This window comes from Chryseobacterium mulctrae (genome assembly GCF_006175945.1).
Classification (GTDB): domain Bacteria; phylum Bacteroidota; class Bacteroidia; order Flavobacteriales; family Weeksellaceae; genus Chryseobacterium; species Chryseobacterium mulctrae.
Window position 1 is genome coordinate 3,053,200 of sequence record NZ_VAJL01000001.1, and the last position, 18,379, is coordinate 3,071,578.

Genomic DNA, 18,379 nt, shown 5'->3' on the forward strand with positions numbered 1-18,379 from the left:
CACATTATGAAAAAAGTATTTACTCTTATCGGACTTGTTTCGATAGTAGCATTCTCCAATGCTCAGATTGTAATCAATGAAGTCTATACCGGTGGCGGGCTTTTAGGAGCTGCCATTACCAATGACTTCATAGAATTGAAAAACATAGGTTCCTCTACAGCTTCCCTAAATGGTGCAACTATTCAATATGCGTCTTCCTCAGGAGCTTTTACCCAGTACAACAATTTACCCAATATCACTTTAACTCCGGGACAAACGTACTTAATTCAGCAAGGTTCTGATGGATTAGGAGGGCTCATTAATTTATTGAATCCCAATCTTATCATAACGGTTCTCTTGAATTTAGACGGTTCACCAAGTGTTGGGGTAGGTGTTGGTCTTGCGCTTACTTCAGGAAAGGTTGCTTTGGCAAGTAATGCCACAGCAGTTACAGGACCAACTGCTGCAAATGTTTTAGATTTTGTAGGGTATGGTTTGGCTAACCAATATGAAGGTATAGGAGCAGCTCCGTCGCCGACTATTTTAAATTCCATTACCAGAACAACTGGAGATACCAATAACAACAACGTAGATTTTACAATAAGTTTACCTACGCCACAGGCAACATCCGGAACTTTAGCGGTCAATGATTTAACTGATCTTTCCAAAAAATCAATGTTTATTAAAAACTCATTGGTTAAAAATGATGAGATTATTTTCGCTGCCGAGGTGAAAGATATTAAGGTTTACACATTATCTGGACAGTTGGTAAAAACAGCTTCTGTAAAAAATGGTGTTTCTTTAAATGTTGCTGAATTACAAAAAGGTAATTATATCGTAACAGGATTTGTAGATAATCAACCGGTTTCTCAGAAGATTTTGAAAGATTAGATTTTTGGAAAATTTTTAATAAAAAGAGTTGTCATCAGACAGCTCTTTTTGTGTTAGTACCAACCTCTTCTCGCAGCATTAATAATGGTGCTCAGATTTAAAATCAAAGTATATCGTATTCTTTTTCCGTAATCTTTAAAACCTGGTTCAAATCCTAAAGAAGATTGCACTGGAAGATATATTTCAAGAAAATCCGGGATTAAACGAACTTTCACACCGCTGTCCCAAATAAACTGTGTCGGATTATTTTTGTTTTTATATAAACCTGCATCTGCGTATACATGGAAAATTTTCCAGACACTTGAATCTACATTGAAAGAAGTAATCCACTGATTCACCGTTCCCGGTAGAAAAGATTTAAAGCCACCATCAGCTAAAATAAACTGTTGTGATAAAATTCCGCTCGATGCACTTTGTCCTAAAAGATTGTATGAAAAAGAATAATCTGAAACTCTTGAAATTCCGTAATTAAAAGTATTGTTTCGGGTTTCATTTCTTACAAAATATCCTGCGAAAAGTCTTAAGCTAAGCTTTTGCCTTGGTGCAAATTCCCATCTGTAAAATCCTTCTGCCGTAATCTTGTTATAATCTTCCATTCCCTGTGTACTCAAGCTGAAACTTTTCTCATGAATCATCTGATTATCGGTGTAACCATAACCAACCGTCCAAAGATTATACTTGTCGTAATCACGATTGGCAATCATTTTTGCACTCAGATCGCGTTCAAAATAAGTATAAGAAATTCCTAAACCACGGCTTACCGTACTTCTCGGATTTTTTCTGAAACTGATATTCGAATACAATGAGTTTTTCTGATAGGCTAAATCATAATCATAATGAAAATATGATCCTGAAACTCCAAAAGTCAATCTCTGAATCACACTTTCAGCGGGCAAAAAAGAGTAGGAGACTGCTCCTGAACCAGTCATTTTACCCGTTCCTGTACTGAATGACGGAGTTAATGAATATAAAAATTTCTGATCAAAAAGTGATTGGTTTTTAAAATTGATACCAATCAGAAATTTGTCATAGGTATTGGTGAATCGTATTCTCGGGTTCAGATATATTTCATTAAACTCAGGATTTGGAATATCTTTAATGAGTTTAAATTTAATTTTTTTGGCATTCGAAAATAATCCTTTGGTATAAAGAAAATTATCGCGGTAATTCGCTTCCGGAAATATGTAATCGTTATTTAATGTAATTTTATAAATATCTTCCGACGGAAGATTAACTGTTTTCAGCCTTTCATTTTCAGCAGTTTCAATCCAGTAAGAAGTTTTTTCTCCGCTCTTGGTTTGAGTTTCCAGCCTTACAGGAATTGCCTCGTCTGTATTTTTTACGATTTTAATATTAAGAGAATCGTTATTTACTCTGAAATTTTTAAGCCTGAAATTAACTCTGTTTTTTTGTTTCAAAAATCCTTTTAAATAAGATGTCGAAGATTCTTCTTTTGCCAATTGATCTAAAAAATCTTCAGGATAAACCTGTTTATCTGTATTTTCGGCGATGTAATTTTTCAGTAGAAGATTAAATTTTTCTTCACCCATTTTATCGGCAGAATAACTGAAAAGGCTTCCCGTTTCAAAACTGCTGATCGCCATATCATTAAAATTACTCAAAACAGCAAAAGGTTCATCAATTTTCTGATCGAGATTCTGCGACATGATGTATTGATAAGCCAAACCATATCGATCCAGTAATTTTACCCTAGAAGCATGGAATAATTTTAAAGGTTTAACTCCTAAAATACTATTCTCAGGAAGGTTTCCGAGAAGTTTTGTATCTCCGTAGAATTTTTTCAGATACTGAATTTCGAGATATGATTTTAAACCATTTTTGAACCAGTGGTTTTCCTGTTTATCGGTGATAATACTTTCATCAAGAATTTTTTTTGAGATAATTCCGAAATAATCTAAATCGGTATTTTCAGCATCCGAAAACAATTTAAACCTGAATTTCCAAAATTTAATATCATTATTCCCGAAAAAGTCCTCTTTTGCCCTGAATTTTTCCGAAATAAAAAGCTGTTCCGGGATAAATCCGATTTTATCTTTGATGAATTTCAATTGCAAAGGAAGGTAAAATTCAAGATTCTGAATTTCCTGCTTACTGATATTGTATCCAAATTTTATTTCGGTTTTAATATCTTCTGTATCGATTTTTATCGTGGGAAAAGTATTTTTAGAAATAATAAATTCAGGATCTGAATCTAAATATCCTTTAAATAAATTAGGCTGAATCTGCTGAAGATTACTTTGAATAAAAGAATTTGAAGGAGCATCTAAATCAACCGACCAAAAGGTGTTGAAATTAACGGATTCTTCGATATCGTGATAATCTCTTTTAGAAATATTATCAGCATCAAAATGATCAGGAACAATAAAGAAATATTTTAAAGCAATGTCTTGTTCAGAAGTCCCGTAACCGGTAAATTTTTTATCAGGAAGCTGCATTTTATACTGCAATTGCAACTTAACACTTTTTCCGGGTTCTAAATTTTCATTCAAAGAAAGAAATAAATTCTCGTCAGAAATAGTTTTTACCGGAACAGGTTGGTTTCCCGAATTTTTTATATTTAATTCTAAAACTATTCCAAGTTCTTCCTGTTTTGCAAAGTGAAGACTGTTGTTCCTGTCTTCCAGTTTTCTGTAAACTAGAGAAGTGCCTCTTTTGTTGTATGCCGCTATCCAGTTGAGAAGTTTGATGCTGTTCAGCGCCTTGTCGGAATGGTTATGATATACAATTTCCTGATTAACCACAAGCGTTTTTCTGTCCTGTGATAATTTTGCGTGAATGGAAATGCTATCTTTTTGTGCAGAAACCTGTACAACCCCCCAAATCAAAAAAAGACCAATACTAAACTTTTTCAATGTCCTGATAAAGCATCAAATATAGCTTATTTTAGATATAATTCTTTATGATTTTAAGTTAAGATTTATTAAAAAATAAATATTTTGGGAGTTCTTTAAAATAAAATTTGCTCCCAAATGAATGAGAGCAAATCGTAAATTATTTATTTTATAATGAAGCGAGATAAGCTTTCCAGCCTTCATTTTTATAAGTAACAGAAGCTTCTGCAGGATCTTCCGATTTGTAAATTCCTCTTCCTACGATAATGAAGTCAGTGTGAAGCGTTTTGAAAACATGTTCCGGAGTATTGTATTGTTGACCTTTTCCGTCACCTGAGTCTGCTAAATTTACACCTGGAGTAAACAGTAAAATCTCTTCAGGAAGTGCATTCTGAGACACTCCACCAATTACATTAGGATGAGATAAAGCCACTTTTAAAGCTTCTTCTCTGTAGCTGTTCGTCGTTAAAGTTCCTTTTGAAGACATTCCGATAATCGCAACAACACCTACATTTTTGAAGCAGTCTAAAGATTCGAAACCACCAATTACCTGAGATGTTACAAAATCTGCCCAGTCTGTAATTTTGAAAACTCCGCTTGTGAACTGTAATTCCTGTGTGTTTCCGATGTCGGCAAATTTTCTGTCTTCCATTAATAAGAAGTTGTGCTTTGAAGCCAGTTCTTTCAAAGGAACGATTGTATTTTGATAATCGAAATCTGAAATAATATCGATATGCGTTTTTAAGGCAATAATATTTGGGCCCAGTTTTTCAGCAAGTTCCAATAATTCCTGAGTGGTTGTTACATCAGCTGAAGCAATTAAGTTAGATTCTTTTGCTAAAGCAGTTTCCAATAATTTTTTTGAAACAGAATGCTGTGCATTTTCAAATTTTTCCTGATAAGAAAGTCTTTTCTTTTCTTCAAACTGAATATGATTTCCTTTTAAAAAATCCTGAATTCTTTTTACTTCCTCATCGCTCAATTCACCTTCTTCCTGTAGAATAGTACAAACTTCAGAGATGTTAAATAAAGTGTGAACTCTGAAACCTTTGCTTTCCAAAAGCTGTTTGCCACCTTGTTCTCTGTCTAAAACAACAACAATGTCGGCAACTTTCAGATCTTCCTGCTCAACTTCAGCGATAGTTTCTACCAAAGATTTTCCGGAAGTGATCACATCTTCTACCAAAAGACAGTTTTGTCCTTTCTGGTAAATTCCTTCAATCATTTTTTTAGTTCCGTATTCTTTGGCTTCTTTTCTTTTAATAATTAATGGAATATAGCTTTCCAAAGACATTGCTGTAGCCATTGGAAGTGCAGCATAAGGAACTCCGCAAATCAGATCAAAATTATCTAACGGAAGCATTTCCAGTAAATAATTGGCGAGGTTTTTTAAGATTTTAGGATCTGATGCTAAAGGTCTTAAATCTACATAAAACGGACTTTCTATACCGCTTTTTAATGTAAATCTTCCAAATTTGATGATGCCCAGTTTGTAACATTCCAAAAAGAATTCTTTCTTACTTTCCATTAATTTTTTATTAGATTTTGCAAATTTAAGGATTTGATGTTAAAGTCAATTGTCAATCGTGAATTTTGCTTCACAAGTGAAGAATTAAACTTAAAAAAATAGAGAATGAAGTGAATTTACATTTCATTCTTCATAAAAAAACATCCCCGAAAGGATGTTGTTAATTATTTAAACGATTTCTGCGTCAATTATTTTTGCCCCGTTTGTACTGTATTTCTGTTCAGCTTCCCAAAGAAGAAATTTATCAACTTCCCTTATTAATTTTGGAATGGCTAAAGATAAAACTGCCAAATCATCCAGAACTCCCGCAACAATAATGAAGTCGGGAATGATATCAATAGGAGAGATGACGTAAAGAAGACCTACCAATGGTAAAATAAGATCCATCGACTTTACAGGATAATTACCTTTTCTCCACATATTCACCATTCTGAACATGTCCGGAATTTTTTTTAAGAAGCCTTTATGGGCAATTGCTTCTTTTGCAAGATTGAGTTTTGAATATTTCATGTTTGTGTTTGTTTTAAAATGATTTTCAACTCTGTAAAATTCGCAAAATTTGTACCAACTCAATCTAAATTTTAGTTAAAGTTTACTTAATAATATTATCAATAAACTGGTGGATAGATTCTGCATCCCAATCAGTTGCGGCATCTTCCTTGATTAAAATTCTCCCGTTTTTGTCTAAAAGAAAGGTTGTAGGGAAAGCTTTCGGAAGGATCTTTTCAGAGATTGGGCTTTGCGCAATATATACAGGAACGGTGTAATTATTTTCTTTCAAAAATTTTCTTACGGTTGCTTCCTCGTCTTTCATTGCAATTAAAACAAAATCTACATTTTCTTTTCTTCTGTCGTACAATCTTTGAATTGAAGGCCATTCTTTTCTACACGGAGGACACCAAGTTCCCCAAAAATTCAGAAAAACAGGTTTGTTTTTAAAGTTTTTCAGATTGGTACTTGGAACATTGATTCCTTGCAAATCTACATCATAATCTTCTTCACTGATGTGTACTGCATTTTCTATAGTAGCGATCGGGAAAAATTGATCTTTAAGATAATTTCTTATTCCGGGAACTAAAAAAATAACACCTAAAACTACGATAACAACAACGTAAATAGCCAGTTTTTTCATAGTATTTATTTTATAGTAATTCTAAAATTTCCTGAATGGCATCTTTACCTCTGTTTCTTGAATAATATACCTGCAGATCGTTGTAAAAACTCTCTCTTGGATATGCTTCAGGATCAGCTTTAAATTTTAATAATAATTCGTGCCCGAATTGCGGACGAGGTCCCCAAGAATTTTTTACATTGAAGTCTTCATCTAAAATAATCACTTTCGGAATAGATTCTGTACCATTCGTTAAGAACTGATTGATTAGACTTTTATCGCTGTCTCTTAAGAAGATTTTCACTTCATTATGTCCTTCAAAAAACTTTGCCAAAGCAGGAACCGTAGCGCTTGCATCACCACACCAAGCTTCAGAAATAATTAAAATTTTCCCGTTGAAATTTTTAGATTTCAGCTCGTTGATTTGCTCTTCATCGATGACAAATTTTTTAAGCGTTCGATCCATTCTCTGAATTCCAAGCTCGTAATACATTTTATATTCGGCATCTTGCGGAGTCGGAGGATTTTCAAGTCTTTGGTTGGCAATCTGAAGATATTCTTCAAAAGATATGGCTTTATCCCAGTAATTTTTCATGATTACTAAAAATTAAATTTAAAATTGATTAGTGTTTCGTGTTTTGTTGATCAGAAATAAATCAGCTAAAACAAATGCGGCTAAACTTTCTACAACGGGAACTGCTCTTGGAACAACACAAGGATCGTGTCTTCCTTTTCCTTCCACAGTCACAGCATTTCCGTCTTTATCAACACTTTCCTGCGGTCTTAAAATAGTGGCAACAGGTTTAAAAGCTACCCGGAAATAAATATCCATTCCGTTAGAAATTCCGCCCTGAATTCCGCCTGAAAGATTTGATTTTGTAGAAAAATCGGTGTTAAACTGATCATTATGTTCGCTTCCTGTCATTTTTGCACCACAAAATCCGCTTCCATATTCAAAACCTTTGCAGGCATTAATGTTAAGCATTGCTTTTGCCAATTCAGCCTGAAGTTTAGAAAAAACAGGTTCGCCGATTCCTACAGGAACATTCTTGATCACACAGGTAATGGTTCCGCCAATTGTATTGCCTTCTTTTTTGATCTCTTTAATTTTTGAAATCATTTTTTCTGCAGTTTCAGCATCGGGACAACGTACTTCATTGCTTTCAGTTTTAGAAAAATCTAAATCCTGATAAGGTTTTACACAGAAAATTTCACCTACAGAAGAAACGTAAGCGTTAATTTCAATATCCTTTAAAAGTTGTTTTGCTAAAGCTCCGGCAACCACCCAATTGATGGTTTCTCTTGCAGAAGATTTTCCGCCGCCGCGATAATCTCTGATGCCAAATTTTTGATCGTAAGTGAAATCTGCATGACTCGGACGATAAGAATTCGCAATATGGTCATAGTCTTTTGACTTCTGATTTTCGTTTTCAATCATAAAACCAATAGGAGTTCCGGTAGTTTTTCCTTCGAAAATTCCGGAAAGAAATTTTACAGTGTCGCTTTCTTTTCGTTGGGTAACGATTGCTGACTGACCTGGTTTTCTACGATCCAACTCATATTGAATTTTTTCAAAATCGACTTCCAGACCTGCCGGAAAATTATTGATGATTCCGCCATAAGCAGCGCCGTGACTCTCGCCAAACGTGGTTAGGCTGAGAAGATTACCTAAAGTATTGAACATAGTACAAAATTACCGTTTTTTATTCAGATAATAAAGTCTTTACTAATCGGTTTGTAGATAACTCTTTTTGATGAATTCAATTGTTTTGTCGAGCTCTTTTTTTTCTTCGGGATTCAGTTTTTTCCAGATGAATCCTTTTTTTAGATTGTTTTTATCAATATGTTGCGGAAATATCCCTAATTTCTGATAATCTAAAACATAGCTTTCTGAAATTGCAGGAGTGGGAGTGTCAAAACTAAAAGTATATTTTTTTGAAACATTAAACTTAAGACCTCCTATTTTGAAAGAATTATACTGATTGTATTCATAATCGGAAGGTTTTAAAAGTTGTGTTTTTTCAAACGGAGTCAAATTTCTACCCAGCTTAAAACTTGGAATAAACTGCTGAACGATTTTTGGAGATGAAAAAAGACCAATAAAAATGAGAGCTAAACCCGAAGAAATGAAGAGCGCATTTTTCTTATTTAAACTGTTGAAAAAAACTATAAAAAATATAACGAAAAATACATCAATAAAGAATCGGTATTGCGCGGAAAAAGATAAAATTAAAAGACTTTTTATCAATATAGAAATACAAATTAAACTGGTGATTTTATTTCTTTTAATAATGGAAAATATATTAAATCCGATTAAACTTATTACAAAGGAAATGTTGATTACCGATTTAATTCCATTTAGGAAAAGCCAGTTTTTAATGTAATCAAACCATGAGAATTTTAAAATTTCTGCATAAGAATATTGCTCGTCAAAAGTTTTTACAATCGCAAATTCTGATGATGCTTTTAATAATTCATGATTGGGTTTCCATGAAATTCCCAAATCGAAAACTTTTAAAGGGAAAACTGGATACCCAAATATCCAGATATTTTTTACGATGAATAAAAGAAAAACAAGTGAGCCTAAAATAAGTTTATTATACTGAAATCCGGAAACAAAAATAGAGAGCAGAATGAAAATTGGGAGCCAAATAACGGTTGGTTTTATTGCAAATGTAAAAACAGAAAATGCAAATAAGAAAGCCAGGTTTTTGTTTCCGGATAAAATTTCATTCAGAATAATTAAAGAAAATAAAATTGCGGGCAAATCCGGACTTGGAGATTGTGAAAAAATCAGGAAAACCGGAATAAAAATCAGTTGAATCCAGCTTTTATTTTCGAAAATATAAATTCCGTAAATAATAAGTAAAACGGCATTAAGCCTTAAAAAAGGATCTGAGAAATTACTGAATCCTGCTTGGAAAATATGCCAAACCGACATTTGTCCCAAAATCAAATCAAGATTAGAAATTCCTTTAACCAAACCGTATTCTGTAAGCCATTTTATGGTAGGAACATAATAACCGAAATGATCTAAAATAAAAGGATAAAAAGAAGCTGAAAATAAAATGACAGTTGCTAAAATTCCTAAAATGACTGAGATTTTTTTTGATAACTGTAAATACTCCAGATAAAGTTTGTCTTTAAAAAAGTAGAAGAGTCCGATGAAAATTGTAGGAATTTCAATATATAAATTCAGTGGGATAAAAAATGATGCCACTGTGAAAATTAATCCAACAGAGAAAATTCCCGTTAAAATTTTCCCTGAAATTCCATTTAAGCTTTTCCCAAAAATATTTTCCATCAGTTTTCCCCAACCCATTAAGGTTGTTATGAGAAAAATTGAAGAGCATACAATCAGGAGCATAAAAAAAGATTGCTTAAAAATAAGCAATCTTTCATGTTTTTGAAAATATTTAATTATTTAGGCTGTACCCGACCACTTTTTCTATCCTGTGATCTACCTAAAGTATATCCTGTTGCACCCCCGATGATACCACCAACAACGGCACCACCACCACGGTTTTTCTTATTGACAATAGCTCCCAAAGCAGCGCCACTCACAACACCAATTGCAGTACCTTTTGCAGCTTCACTTATTCCTTTTTTCTTAGCTGCTGTAGTACCTTGAGATGAAGAATTGCTTGCCTGACTTCCGTTGTTAGAAGAAGATGGCGCATCTCTGTATATTGTTTTGGTTTCTTTTATTACCTGAGGTTTTGATGCAGCAGCTGTTTTAGCTTTTTCAACTTCAGCTATACTGTCGGTTCTTTTTTGTGCTTCGTAAGCAAATCTTTCTCTTTCAATAGCCAGCTTTTGCTTTTCTATATCAAGCTGTCTTGCCTGAAATTCTAATTTCTGCTGTTCTAAAGTTTTTTCGGCCACTTTATTATCATCCTTCTTACAGGCGGTCAATGTAAATATTGAGATTACACCTGCTAAAACTATATTTTTCATAACTCAAATTTTTCTATTTTATTAAAACTTTTAAAGTCTATGTGATGATAATTTCAATTATGAAGCCAAGGTTTAGTTAAGAAAATGTTAAAAATCGCAATTGACTATGAACACTAGCTTTAAGATACATTTGAATTTACTTTTTTAATACTTACCACAGCAATTAAAATAATTAAAACACCAATCCATTGAATCGTGGCAACGGATTCATTCAGAATAATAATTGCTGAGAGAATAGAAACAGGAATTTCTAAGCTTGCAATAATATTTGCTAATGCAATTCCGGTTTTTGGAATTCCTCTTGTGAACAAAAGCGGTGGGAGAATGGTTCCGAAAATGGCAATCAAAATTCCCCACGGTAAAGAACTAAGTTTGATGTCTTTAATAATATCAACGTTCCAAAATAATACAATTAAAATCAATCCTCCAAATACAAGATACTGACTTCTTATAGAGCTTGGAACTTTAGATTCAATATTGCTGGAAGCAAAAATAGCAATACTGTAAGATAGGCCTGCTCCAACCCCTAATAAAATTCCTCTAAAATCGATAATTACATTTTGATTGAAAATATTGGTTGCCAATAATGTTCCTGTTAAAGCAATTACAACGCTGATAATTTTATGGAATGAAGGCTTTTTTTTTGTGATAAAAATTTCAATAATTAAGCTAATCCAAGCCGACTGCATCAACAAAATAATTCCTAATGAAACCGACATGTACTGTATTGAAAGATAATATAAGGTTGTCGTCAATCCTAAAGCAGTTCCCCATATTATCAATTTAATTTTTGATGAGTTTTTTATTTTCTCTGTTTTCTCAGTATTCTTTTTGAAACGATTTAATAAAACCAAAACTAAAAATCCAACAAAAAACTGAAGAAAAGTAAGAGCGCTGGTTTTTATTCCCAAATCGTTTGCATATTTCACGATGGTTGCCAAAACGCCGTAACTACAAGCCCCGACAGCAACGTATATAATTGATTTAAGGTCTTTCATTACTGAAAATAATTTTCGAAAAGTGCCAATTGATTTGATAAAGCTTTACTCCAATATTCAGTGTCGTGCTTTCCTAAAGATTCAGTATAGAAGTGCTCAATTCTTTTATTGGTCAAGAGTTTGTGGAGATTTCGATTCATTTCAATCATTTGCTCATCTTCAGTTCCGCAGTCGAAAATGTAATATTGGTCGGCATTTTTCATTTTATCTGCTCTGTTATTGACTAAGTATTCAGACGGCAGTTTTTCAAACACACCAAGAACATCTTCAACCTGATAATTTTTGTAATTCTCTCCGAAGTAAGTCAAATCTAAAGCTCCACAAACGCTTCCAACAACCGAAAAGGTTTGATTATATTTTAGTCCAACATTTACGGCTCCGAATCCGCCCATGCTCCAGCCTAAAATTCCACGACTTTTCCGGTCTTTGATTGTTGGATAATGAGAATCAACATAATCGACCAATTCTTTTCCAATAAATGTTGAATATTGCGATTTGTTATTAATTGGGCTGTCAACATACCAACTGTTGAAATTTCCGTCAGGTAAAACGTAAATGTTCTGAAACTGTTCTGATTTTTTAATTAAATCAGGAATATCCTGTTTGTAAGTTCTGTTAGGATTTCCACTGTAACCATGAAGAATGTAAACTGTTTTGTAGAGTTTTCCTTTTCTGATTTCAGGAGTAATGATAACTGTTTCGATGTCTTTTTTCATTTTTGGGCTGTAAATCTTTTCAGAAATGATTTTTTGCGCAGAAAAAGGCAGCGAAATAAACGGGAGAATAATTATGAATGTTGTTTTCATCTTAATTGATTTAAAAATTATAAAGCAAAATTCGCCTGTAAAAAGATAAAAAGCATTTACATATGTTGATAAAACTAAAAATTTAATTCTTTACGAATTCGGCTCAACTGGGTGGGTGTGATTCCGAGATATGAAGCAATTTGATGCTGTTTCAAGCGATTGAAAAGTTTTTTATTAGAATATAATTCTTTATACTGCAGTTTTGCCGTTTCCGATTTAAGGTTGATTTCCAATGGTTCTTTTTTTACTACCCAATTCTTTTCCAGATAAGCAATTTGGAATAATGCCAAATCGTGATGCTCTGCAATCAACTTTCTGAATGTATTTGCAGAATAAACAATCACTTCCGAATCTTCAAGCGCGACAATAGAAAATTCACTTGCGCTTTCCTGGATAATAGAAGAAGTCGAAGCGCAAAAACTGTTTTCCTCGAAAAATAATTTATAAATGATATTACCATTTTCACCAATAGTATAATATCCCAACAAGCCAGATTGTACAAAGTAATAATATCTTGCCACGTCTCCAGCGCTTAAAATAATCTCATTCTTTTTGAATGTTTTTACAGTGAAAATTTGTTGTAAAGCTTCAATGGTTGTAGGAGACAATTGATAATAAGTGTTGATATGATTGATGAGTTCTTTCATTATGATTGATATTAATTTAGATATCAAAAATTAAAATAAAAAAAGCTTTCCTGAAAAGGAAAGCTTATAGGTGCCTAGCGTACCCGAATAACGGTTTTTCTTACTCTATAAAAAAACAACAAAATCATTGTAAATACTTGTAAATTAACTATTTTTAATTGTTTTTAATTTTATTTAATTGCATAATATTTTAATAATGTTGTCACAAATGTTGTCACACAATTAAAAAATCACTATTTTTGAGTTGTTCAAATTTTAAGTATGGCAACTGTTAGTTATTTTTTACGCACAAAGTCCGTAAATTCAAAAATACAAGTACAATTATCTGTTTCAAGAGACATAAGGCTAAGAACATCAACAGAATTAATTATAAATTCTATTGATTGGAGTACAGATACAAAATTCCCCAAACAGAATAATCCCGGAAACAAAAATCTAGCTAAACAATTGCGAGAATTATCAAACAACATTCTAAACGAATATAATTCCGATTTTGCAAATGGAGTAATTTTAGATAATAATTGGTTGAAAGAAAAAATAGATTCGTTTTTCAATCGTATTGAGGTGAAATTAGATGATTCTGTATTTCTTAATTATCTGCAGAACTTTACAGATTTTAAAAGAGATACAGCATCCTACACCGTTTGCACTTTAAGAAAGTACAATAATCTAAAAGACCGTTTTTCGCAATACCAAAAAAAGAAAAAGAAAATCTTTTTAATTCAGGATATTGGAGCAAAAACGTTGATAGATTTTAAAAATTACCTGATTGCAGATTGCGACCTTATGGAAACCACGGCTGTAAGATTTATCAAAAATCTAAAGACCGTAATCTTTGATGCAGAACAGAACGGAAAAAAAATACATTATCAGATCCGGGGATTCAGCACAGGCACAACCAATACAGAGTACAAAGTGTTTTTATCGTTTCATGAAATTGAAAGAATTAAAGATATTCAAACCATCAATACAGATTGGAGTATTGCAAAAGATTGGTTGGTTTTAGGCTGTTATTTAGGTCAAAGAGCATCCGATTTATTAAGAATGACCAAACGAATGATTTACACCAAAACAGACAGCGATGGCAATTCATTTAGATTTTTAGAAATTAAACAGCAAAAGACAGGCGAAAAAGTCGTTATCCCTTTACACGATGAGGTAGAAACGATATTACATAAATACAATGGAGATTTTCCGCCAATATTCGCAAATAACTTTGATTCAAACGCTGTACTGTTTAACCGTCACATTAAAAAAGTTTGTGAACTGGCAGGAATCAACGAAATGATAAAAGGAAAAGTCTACAACGAAGAAAAGAAGAAAAATGAAATTGTAGAAACCGAAAAATTTAATCTTGTAAGTTCTCATGCATGCAGACGGTCTTTCAGTACAAATTTTTACGGAAATAAAATGTTTACCACACCTCAGCTGATGAGCATTACAGGACATAAAACAGAATCTATGTTTCTCAATTATATTGGTAAAACTGCGGACGATTGGGCAATGCAGACGGCTAAAACATTTAAAGAGTTATCTAACAAAAAATATCTTAATTGTAAATATTAACATCATGAATAACAAATCTAAAGAAACAATATCATTAAGTGGGACAGGGAATATTGATGTAATAAAATTTAATGGATGTTATGAGACATTTGCACTGCATATTGAGCTGTCTTGCATTCAAATTAATTTCTATCCCTGTAAATATAATTTGATTAATCGTGAAGATGTTAGAAACTTTTTTGATACGGAAACTATTGCCTTAAAAGAAATTCGAGAGGGATATATAAGTAAGTATCAGATAAATGCAATTATTGAAATATCTTCCATTATTCCGGACGCCAAACTTTTATATGAAATAGGAAGTATTAGCGAAAACGAATTTATGGAAATTTTTATTTCCGTAAGATCTACTTTTCACAGGAAGTTTAATGCGTTGAAAAAGTCATATATTAAAAGACAAATACAAGAAAAAGGAATTAATAAAAATGGTTTGTCAAAACTTAGAGCAAAAATGATGATACTGCAATCTGAGAATTAAATATGAAAGTTCCAATATACTTTAATTTAGATAAACTTGAGAGAGAATATTTAATAGATTTTATGGATCTAAAAAAAAATGATCCCAAATTGGATTTTCTTACTTATTTAGACTCATTATCAGAAATTTATTTCGACATTCACTCTCAAATGAGTGTAATTACGCACAATGAAGAAATATTAATAGAATCACTAGAAAAATATTTTAATGATAAAGAGTTCGATGATTATATTTTTACGAATTTTGGTTTTGAGATTGTCGATTTTCAAAAATCAAACCAAAAGATTAAGGAGGAAAATTTATTTGGGAGCTTTGTTAGATATAAAATATTTGAAATTGCATTTGGAATACGTTTAGTGACTGATGATATCTACAGGTTTATTCTAAACGAGATTTTAAAATTACAAATAACTCACACTAAAAAAGAACTGCAAAAAATAAAAACATTGTCAAACCCTAAAAAACTTGCACTATTACAGGAGTTAGGAATATTTGACTTGCCTATTATGCAAAACTTAACTGATGACAAACAAAATGAAATAGTAGCACTTTTGTTGGATGCAGATAAAACCGAGTTTGTTTATAAAAATAGATTAAATATTAATTCTAAAAACCCATCTTATCAAACTGATAAATATACTTCTTACCAACATCTAGAAAGTATGAAGCAGTTATTAGATGACATGAAATAAAACACCATTCAATAAACAATGGGAGTTAAATGGGAGTGTTTTTGCACTCCCTTATTTTTTTATAAAAAGATATTTGCAGTAATAATTAACAAACAAAAATTATTGCAAATGAGTACAATCCAATTTATCGGAACAAATCCGACCGACCTCATCGCAGAATTAAAAAATACTTTAATTCCCGAACTTACGGAAAAATTATCCGTACAATTCCAGCCCAAAGTACCAACGGAATATCTTACACGTTCCGAAGTCTGCAAACTTTTAAAAATCGACCTATCCACGTTGCACCGTTGGAGAAAGGATAAAACTATTCCGAGTTACGGAATGGGAAACCGTGTATACTTCAAACGTAATGAAGTAGAGCAGATTATTAACCAAAACAAATTGAGTTAATTATGAAAACGGCAACCACTTACGCACCCGACCATTACGGAATGATTTACAAACTCGATGAGGTTAAAAAATCATTCAGACAATACAAGTTATCTAAATATGAAAAGATAGCATTTTCCGACATGGTAAGAACCGAAAAAAATAACGGTTACAATTCTACAACAGGAGCAGAAACCCTTTTTAAAATCCGAGATACATCCAATTGGAGCAAATGCACCATTACGGGATTGCGACCAGCTGGAGTACCAGGATTTTATTATGCGGATTTGAAAGTAAAAGATAAAAAATCTTTGTTTGTTGCGTTTGTTCCCGAAGATGGAGAAAAAATTTACATCCGCATTTGTCCGCAGTTCTACCCATTTAACGCCACAGACCGCACCCGAATAGTAAGAAAAATAATAAATGTAATGCAAAGCCATATCGACAAAAAAGGGAACGATTAAAACCGTTCCCTTTGTGTTCAAAATATGCAATAGTGGCAACCATTACAATATGTCAAAGATAGAAAAATAATGCTGGATAATACGAAGTTTTTAACCTATAATCAGACAATAATTAAAAGGATGCTCCAACATTCTGATTTTGTCGTCTGCAGACCAAAAACAAATAATTATCATTCTTTACGGCATAAAGATTTCGGAATTAAACTGAGTTTGGATTTTCGTAAGGCAGTGGAGAATGGTAATGTAATTGGATATCGACATTTGGAACTGAATACAAGTCCGCATTACCATTTTAATAATTATCTGCATAATGGTAATGATTTCACGCCTGAAAACTGCATTAAAACAGTTATTGACATTCTTACATATCTTGGAATAGAGCCGAACGAAATGAACGCCTTTAAAGTCGTTAATATAGAATTTGGTTTGAATATCATTCCAAAAATAGATATTAAAAACCTCATCAATGGACTTTTATTTTACAAGAAAACACATTTTAAAACAGAAGTTTTCGCGTACTTCAAAAAGACAAATGCAACCAGTTACAAACAGATAAAGGCGTACGCCAAAGGTTTACAGTTTGCAGATTTTCCGCAGTATGAGATTAATGAAAATACTTTCCGTTTTGAAGTGAAGAGCAAACAGGCAAAGAATATTAAAAAATATGGAATCTGGAACGCTATCGACTTGACAAAACTAGACATTTACAAAACACTCAATCAAACATTGTTAGATGAATGGGAAAGTATTCTGCTAGTCAACCAAATGCCGAGTTTTAGCAATCTGAAACCTGAAGAGGTACAATTTATTCAAAGTGCAAATAATGTTGATTTTTGGAATGATTTGATCACTGAAAAACATCGTAATACTTTTGGTTTGATCAAGAGAAAATATTACAATATGTTGCAAAGAAATAGTAATCTGCACAACCTTATAAAACTGCAGATTATTGATAAACTTTTCAATTTACAAAGTAGTGCAAATTCCACACAGAAAACCACTATAAATAGGGAAAAAGATGTTTTTGAACAAATGCCTTCTACACTGATAAACTTGGAATCTGCACCGGTTCAACAAAATATCAGCGTTAAAAATGATAAGGTAGAAAGGCGACGGAGCGATAGCGATATGCGTAAAAATATTTGCATAATTACCGGATTAGATATTTCAATGCAACGAAAAGGGAGTAAATATTTATGTGTAACCGGACTTAGATACATCGTAAAAAATAAACCTGAAGTATATGATTTATTAGTTGAAAAATATTTGACCGAAGATAAAAGAGGTGCTGATAAAGAGACGCAATTCTATTATCTGGCTCATAATATCAGAAATGCTCAAAACAATCCTAAACATAATCGCAAAAGATTTGAAAATAGGAACTATAATGATTTGCAATTGCGATTCATACTATAAAATTTGAAATATAAAACGAAAATTAAATAACAATTTAAATAAGAAATCAATGAAAGATTCAAAAGAATTTATAACGGTTGTTTTATCACATGATAAAACAGGGGAATTGCAGGAAATTAAGACGATGCAAACTTTATTAGACACCTGGAATGAAGAGATTAAAGAAATTGAAATATTCCACAAATTAGAATTTTCTGCAAGTGATATTAAAGATATTTTTTATAATAAATTTAAACCAGTGGATTTTTTTCAAAATTATTTTTCTGCACTTCCGGAATATATGAGACAAGATATGATTCATAAAGTAATGCAAGATGTCAAAAAATTGCAGTTATCAACAAACAGAATTGTAGGAAACTACACAATAACTTCAATGATAAATTTTAATGATAAAAAAATTGTTTTGAATGATAGTTATTTTAAAAGTGTTTATGATCGCAATACAATAACTATTAGGACGCCTGAAATGTATGCTATATATTTAAAGGCAAAGAAAGTAGAGGTTTTAGTATCGGATATTATGTCTTTTTTTGAAACGGATAACTTTAGAGAAATATTCGATCTTGATGAGTTTACACCTAAACCAAAGTTAATAATCAATAGTTTTAACCAGAACCAATAA

The 18,379-nt window shown here is 32.2% G+C and carries 19 protein-coding genes; 8 read left to right on the plus strand and 11 right to left on the minus strand.

The window, feature by feature from the left end; translation table 11 throughout:
* The first annotated feature begins 6 nt into the window (after window positions 1-6).
* Window positions 7-870, plus strand: coding sequence for a lamin tail domain-containing protein (locus tag FDY99_RS14035; protein WP_139422309.1), 864 nt, complete (start codon window positions 7-9; stop codon window positions 868-870).
* A 53-nt stretch (window positions 871-923) separates the two neighbouring features.
* Here the strand turns inward: FDY99_RS14035 and FDY99_RS14040 are convergent, their stop codons facing one another.
* From FDY99_RS14040 to FDY99_RS14090, 11 genes are all read right to left on the minus strand, one after another.
* Window positions 924-3,743 carry a gluzincin family metallopeptidase gene (locus FDY99_RS14040; RefSeq protein ID WP_228448800.1) on the minus strand — a complete coding sequence of 940 codons (2,820 nt, stop codon included), beginning with the start codon at window positions 3,741-3,743 and terminating at the stop codon, window positions 924-926.
* Between the two features lie 148 nt (window positions 3,744-3,891).
* Complete coding sequence (pyrF, locus tag FDY99_RS14045; protein ID WP_139422311.1) at window positions 3,892-5,250, minus strand: orotidine-5'-phosphate decarboxylase; 1,359 nt, start codon at window positions 5,248-5,250, stop codon at window positions 3,892-3,894.
* A gap of 168 nt (window positions 5,251-5,418) precedes the next feature.
* Window positions 5,419-5,760, minus strand: coding sequence for a YkvA family protein (locus FDY99_RS14050; RefSeq protein ID WP_074230126.1), 342 nt, complete (start codon window positions 5,758-5,760; stop codon window positions 5,419-5,421).
* A gap of 82 nt (window positions 5,761-5,842) precedes the next feature.
* Window positions 5,843-6,382, minus strand: coding sequence for a TlpA family protein disulfide reductase (locus FDY99_RS14055; protein ID WP_139422313.1), 540 nt, complete (start codon window positions 6,380-6,382; stop codon window positions 5,843-5,845).
* A 10-nt stretch (window positions 6,383-6,392) separates the two neighbouring features.
* Window positions 6,393-6,956 (minus strand): thioredoxin family protein, encoded by a 564-nt coding sequence (locus FDY99_RS14060; protein WP_139422315.1) that lies wholly within the window; start codon window positions 6,954-6,956, stop codon window positions 6,393-6,395.
* An 18-nt stretch (window positions 6,957-6,974) separates the two neighbouring features.
* Window positions 6,975-8,045 (minus strand): chorismate synthase, encoded by a 1,071-nt coding sequence (aroC, locus tag FDY99_RS14065; protein WP_139422317.1) that lies wholly within the window; start codon window positions 8,043-8,045, stop codon window positions 6,975-6,977.
* Window positions 8,046-8,087: 42 nt separating this feature from the next.
* Complete coding sequence (locus tag FDY99_RS14070; protein ID WP_394344542.1) at window positions 8,088-9,728, minus strand: LIC_10190 family membrane protein; 1,641 nt, start codon at window positions 9,726-9,728, stop codon at window positions 8,088-8,090.
* Window positions 9,729-9,781: 53 nt separating this feature from the next.
* Complete coding sequence (locus tag FDY99_RS14075; protein WP_139422321.1) at window positions 9,782-10,318, minus strand: glycine zipper domain-containing protein; 537 nt, start codon at window positions 10,316-10,318, stop codon at window positions 9,782-9,784.
* A 119-nt stretch (window positions 10,319-10,437) separates the two neighbouring features.
* On the minus strand, window positions 10,438-11,316 hold the full coding sequence (locus tag FDY99_RS14080; protein WP_139422323.1) for a DMT family transporter: 879 nt from the start codon (window positions 11,314-11,316) through the stop codon (window positions 10,438-10,440).
* A complete protein-coding gene (locus FDY99_RS14085) occupies window positions 11,316-12,122 on the minus strand; it encodes an alpha/beta hydrolase (RefSeq protein WP_139422325.1) in 807 nt (268 codons plus the stop codon). Before FDY99_RS14085 ends, FDY99_RS14080 begins: the two co-directional genes overlap by 1 nt.
* Window positions 12,123-12,196: 74 nt before the next feature.
* Window positions 12,197-12,769: a Crp/Fnr family transcriptional regulator gene (locus FDY99_RS14090; RefSeq protein WP_139422326.1), complete on the minus strand. Its 573-nt coding sequence runs from the start codon at window positions 12,767-12,769 to the stop codon at window positions 12,197-12,199.
* Between the two features lie 261 nt (window positions 12,770-13,030).
* On the opposite strand from FDY99_RS14090, the gene FDY99_RS14095 reads away from it, so the two are divergent.
* The 7 genes from FDY99_RS14095 (at window position 13,031) to FDY99_RS14125 (ending at window position 18,379) form a co-directional block, all read left to right on the plus strand.
* A complete protein-coding gene (locus FDY99_RS14095; protein WP_139422328.1) occupies window positions 13,031-14,335 on the plus strand; it encodes a tyrosine-type recombinase/integrase in 1,305 nt (434 codons plus the stop codon).
* Window positions 14,336-14,339: 4 nt separating this feature from the next.
* Window positions 14,340-14,813 (plus strand): hypothetical protein, encoded by a 474-nt coding sequence (locus tag FDY99_RS14100; RefSeq protein ID WP_139422330.1) that lies wholly within the window; start codon window positions 14,340-14,342, stop codon window positions 14,811-14,813.
* Between the two features lie 2 nt (window positions 14,814-14,815).
* On the plus strand, window positions 14,816-15,505 hold the full coding sequence (locus FDY99_RS14105; RefSeq protein WP_139422332.1) for a hypothetical protein: 690 nt from the start codon (window positions 14,816-14,818) through the stop codon (window positions 15,503-15,505).
* 108 nt (window positions 15,506-15,613) lie between these two features.
* Window positions 15,614-15,898, plus strand: a complete 285-nt coding sequence (locus tag FDY99_RS14110) for a helix-turn-helix domain-containing protein (protein WP_139422334.1) — start codon at window positions 15,614-15,616, stop codon at window positions 15,896-15,898.
* Window positions 15,899-15,900: 2 nt separating this feature from the next.
* A complete protein-coding gene (locus FDY99_RS14115; protein ID WP_139422336.1) occupies window positions 15,901-16,341 on the plus strand; it encodes a hypothetical protein in 441 nt (146 codons plus the stop codon).
* A gap of 120 nt (window positions 16,342-16,461) precedes the next feature.
* The gene (locus FDY99_RS14120; protein WP_139422338.1) at window positions 16,462-17,757 is read left to right on the plus strand and encodes a hypothetical protein; all 1,296 of its coding nucleotides are present in this window, start codon (window positions 16,462-16,464) and stop codon (window positions 17,755-17,757) included.
* A gap of 49 nt (window positions 17,758-17,806) precedes the next feature.
* Window positions 17,807-18,379, plus strand: coding sequence for a hypothetical protein (locus FDY99_RS14125; protein WP_139422340.1), 573 nt, complete (start codon window positions 17,807-17,809; stop codon window positions 18,377-18,379).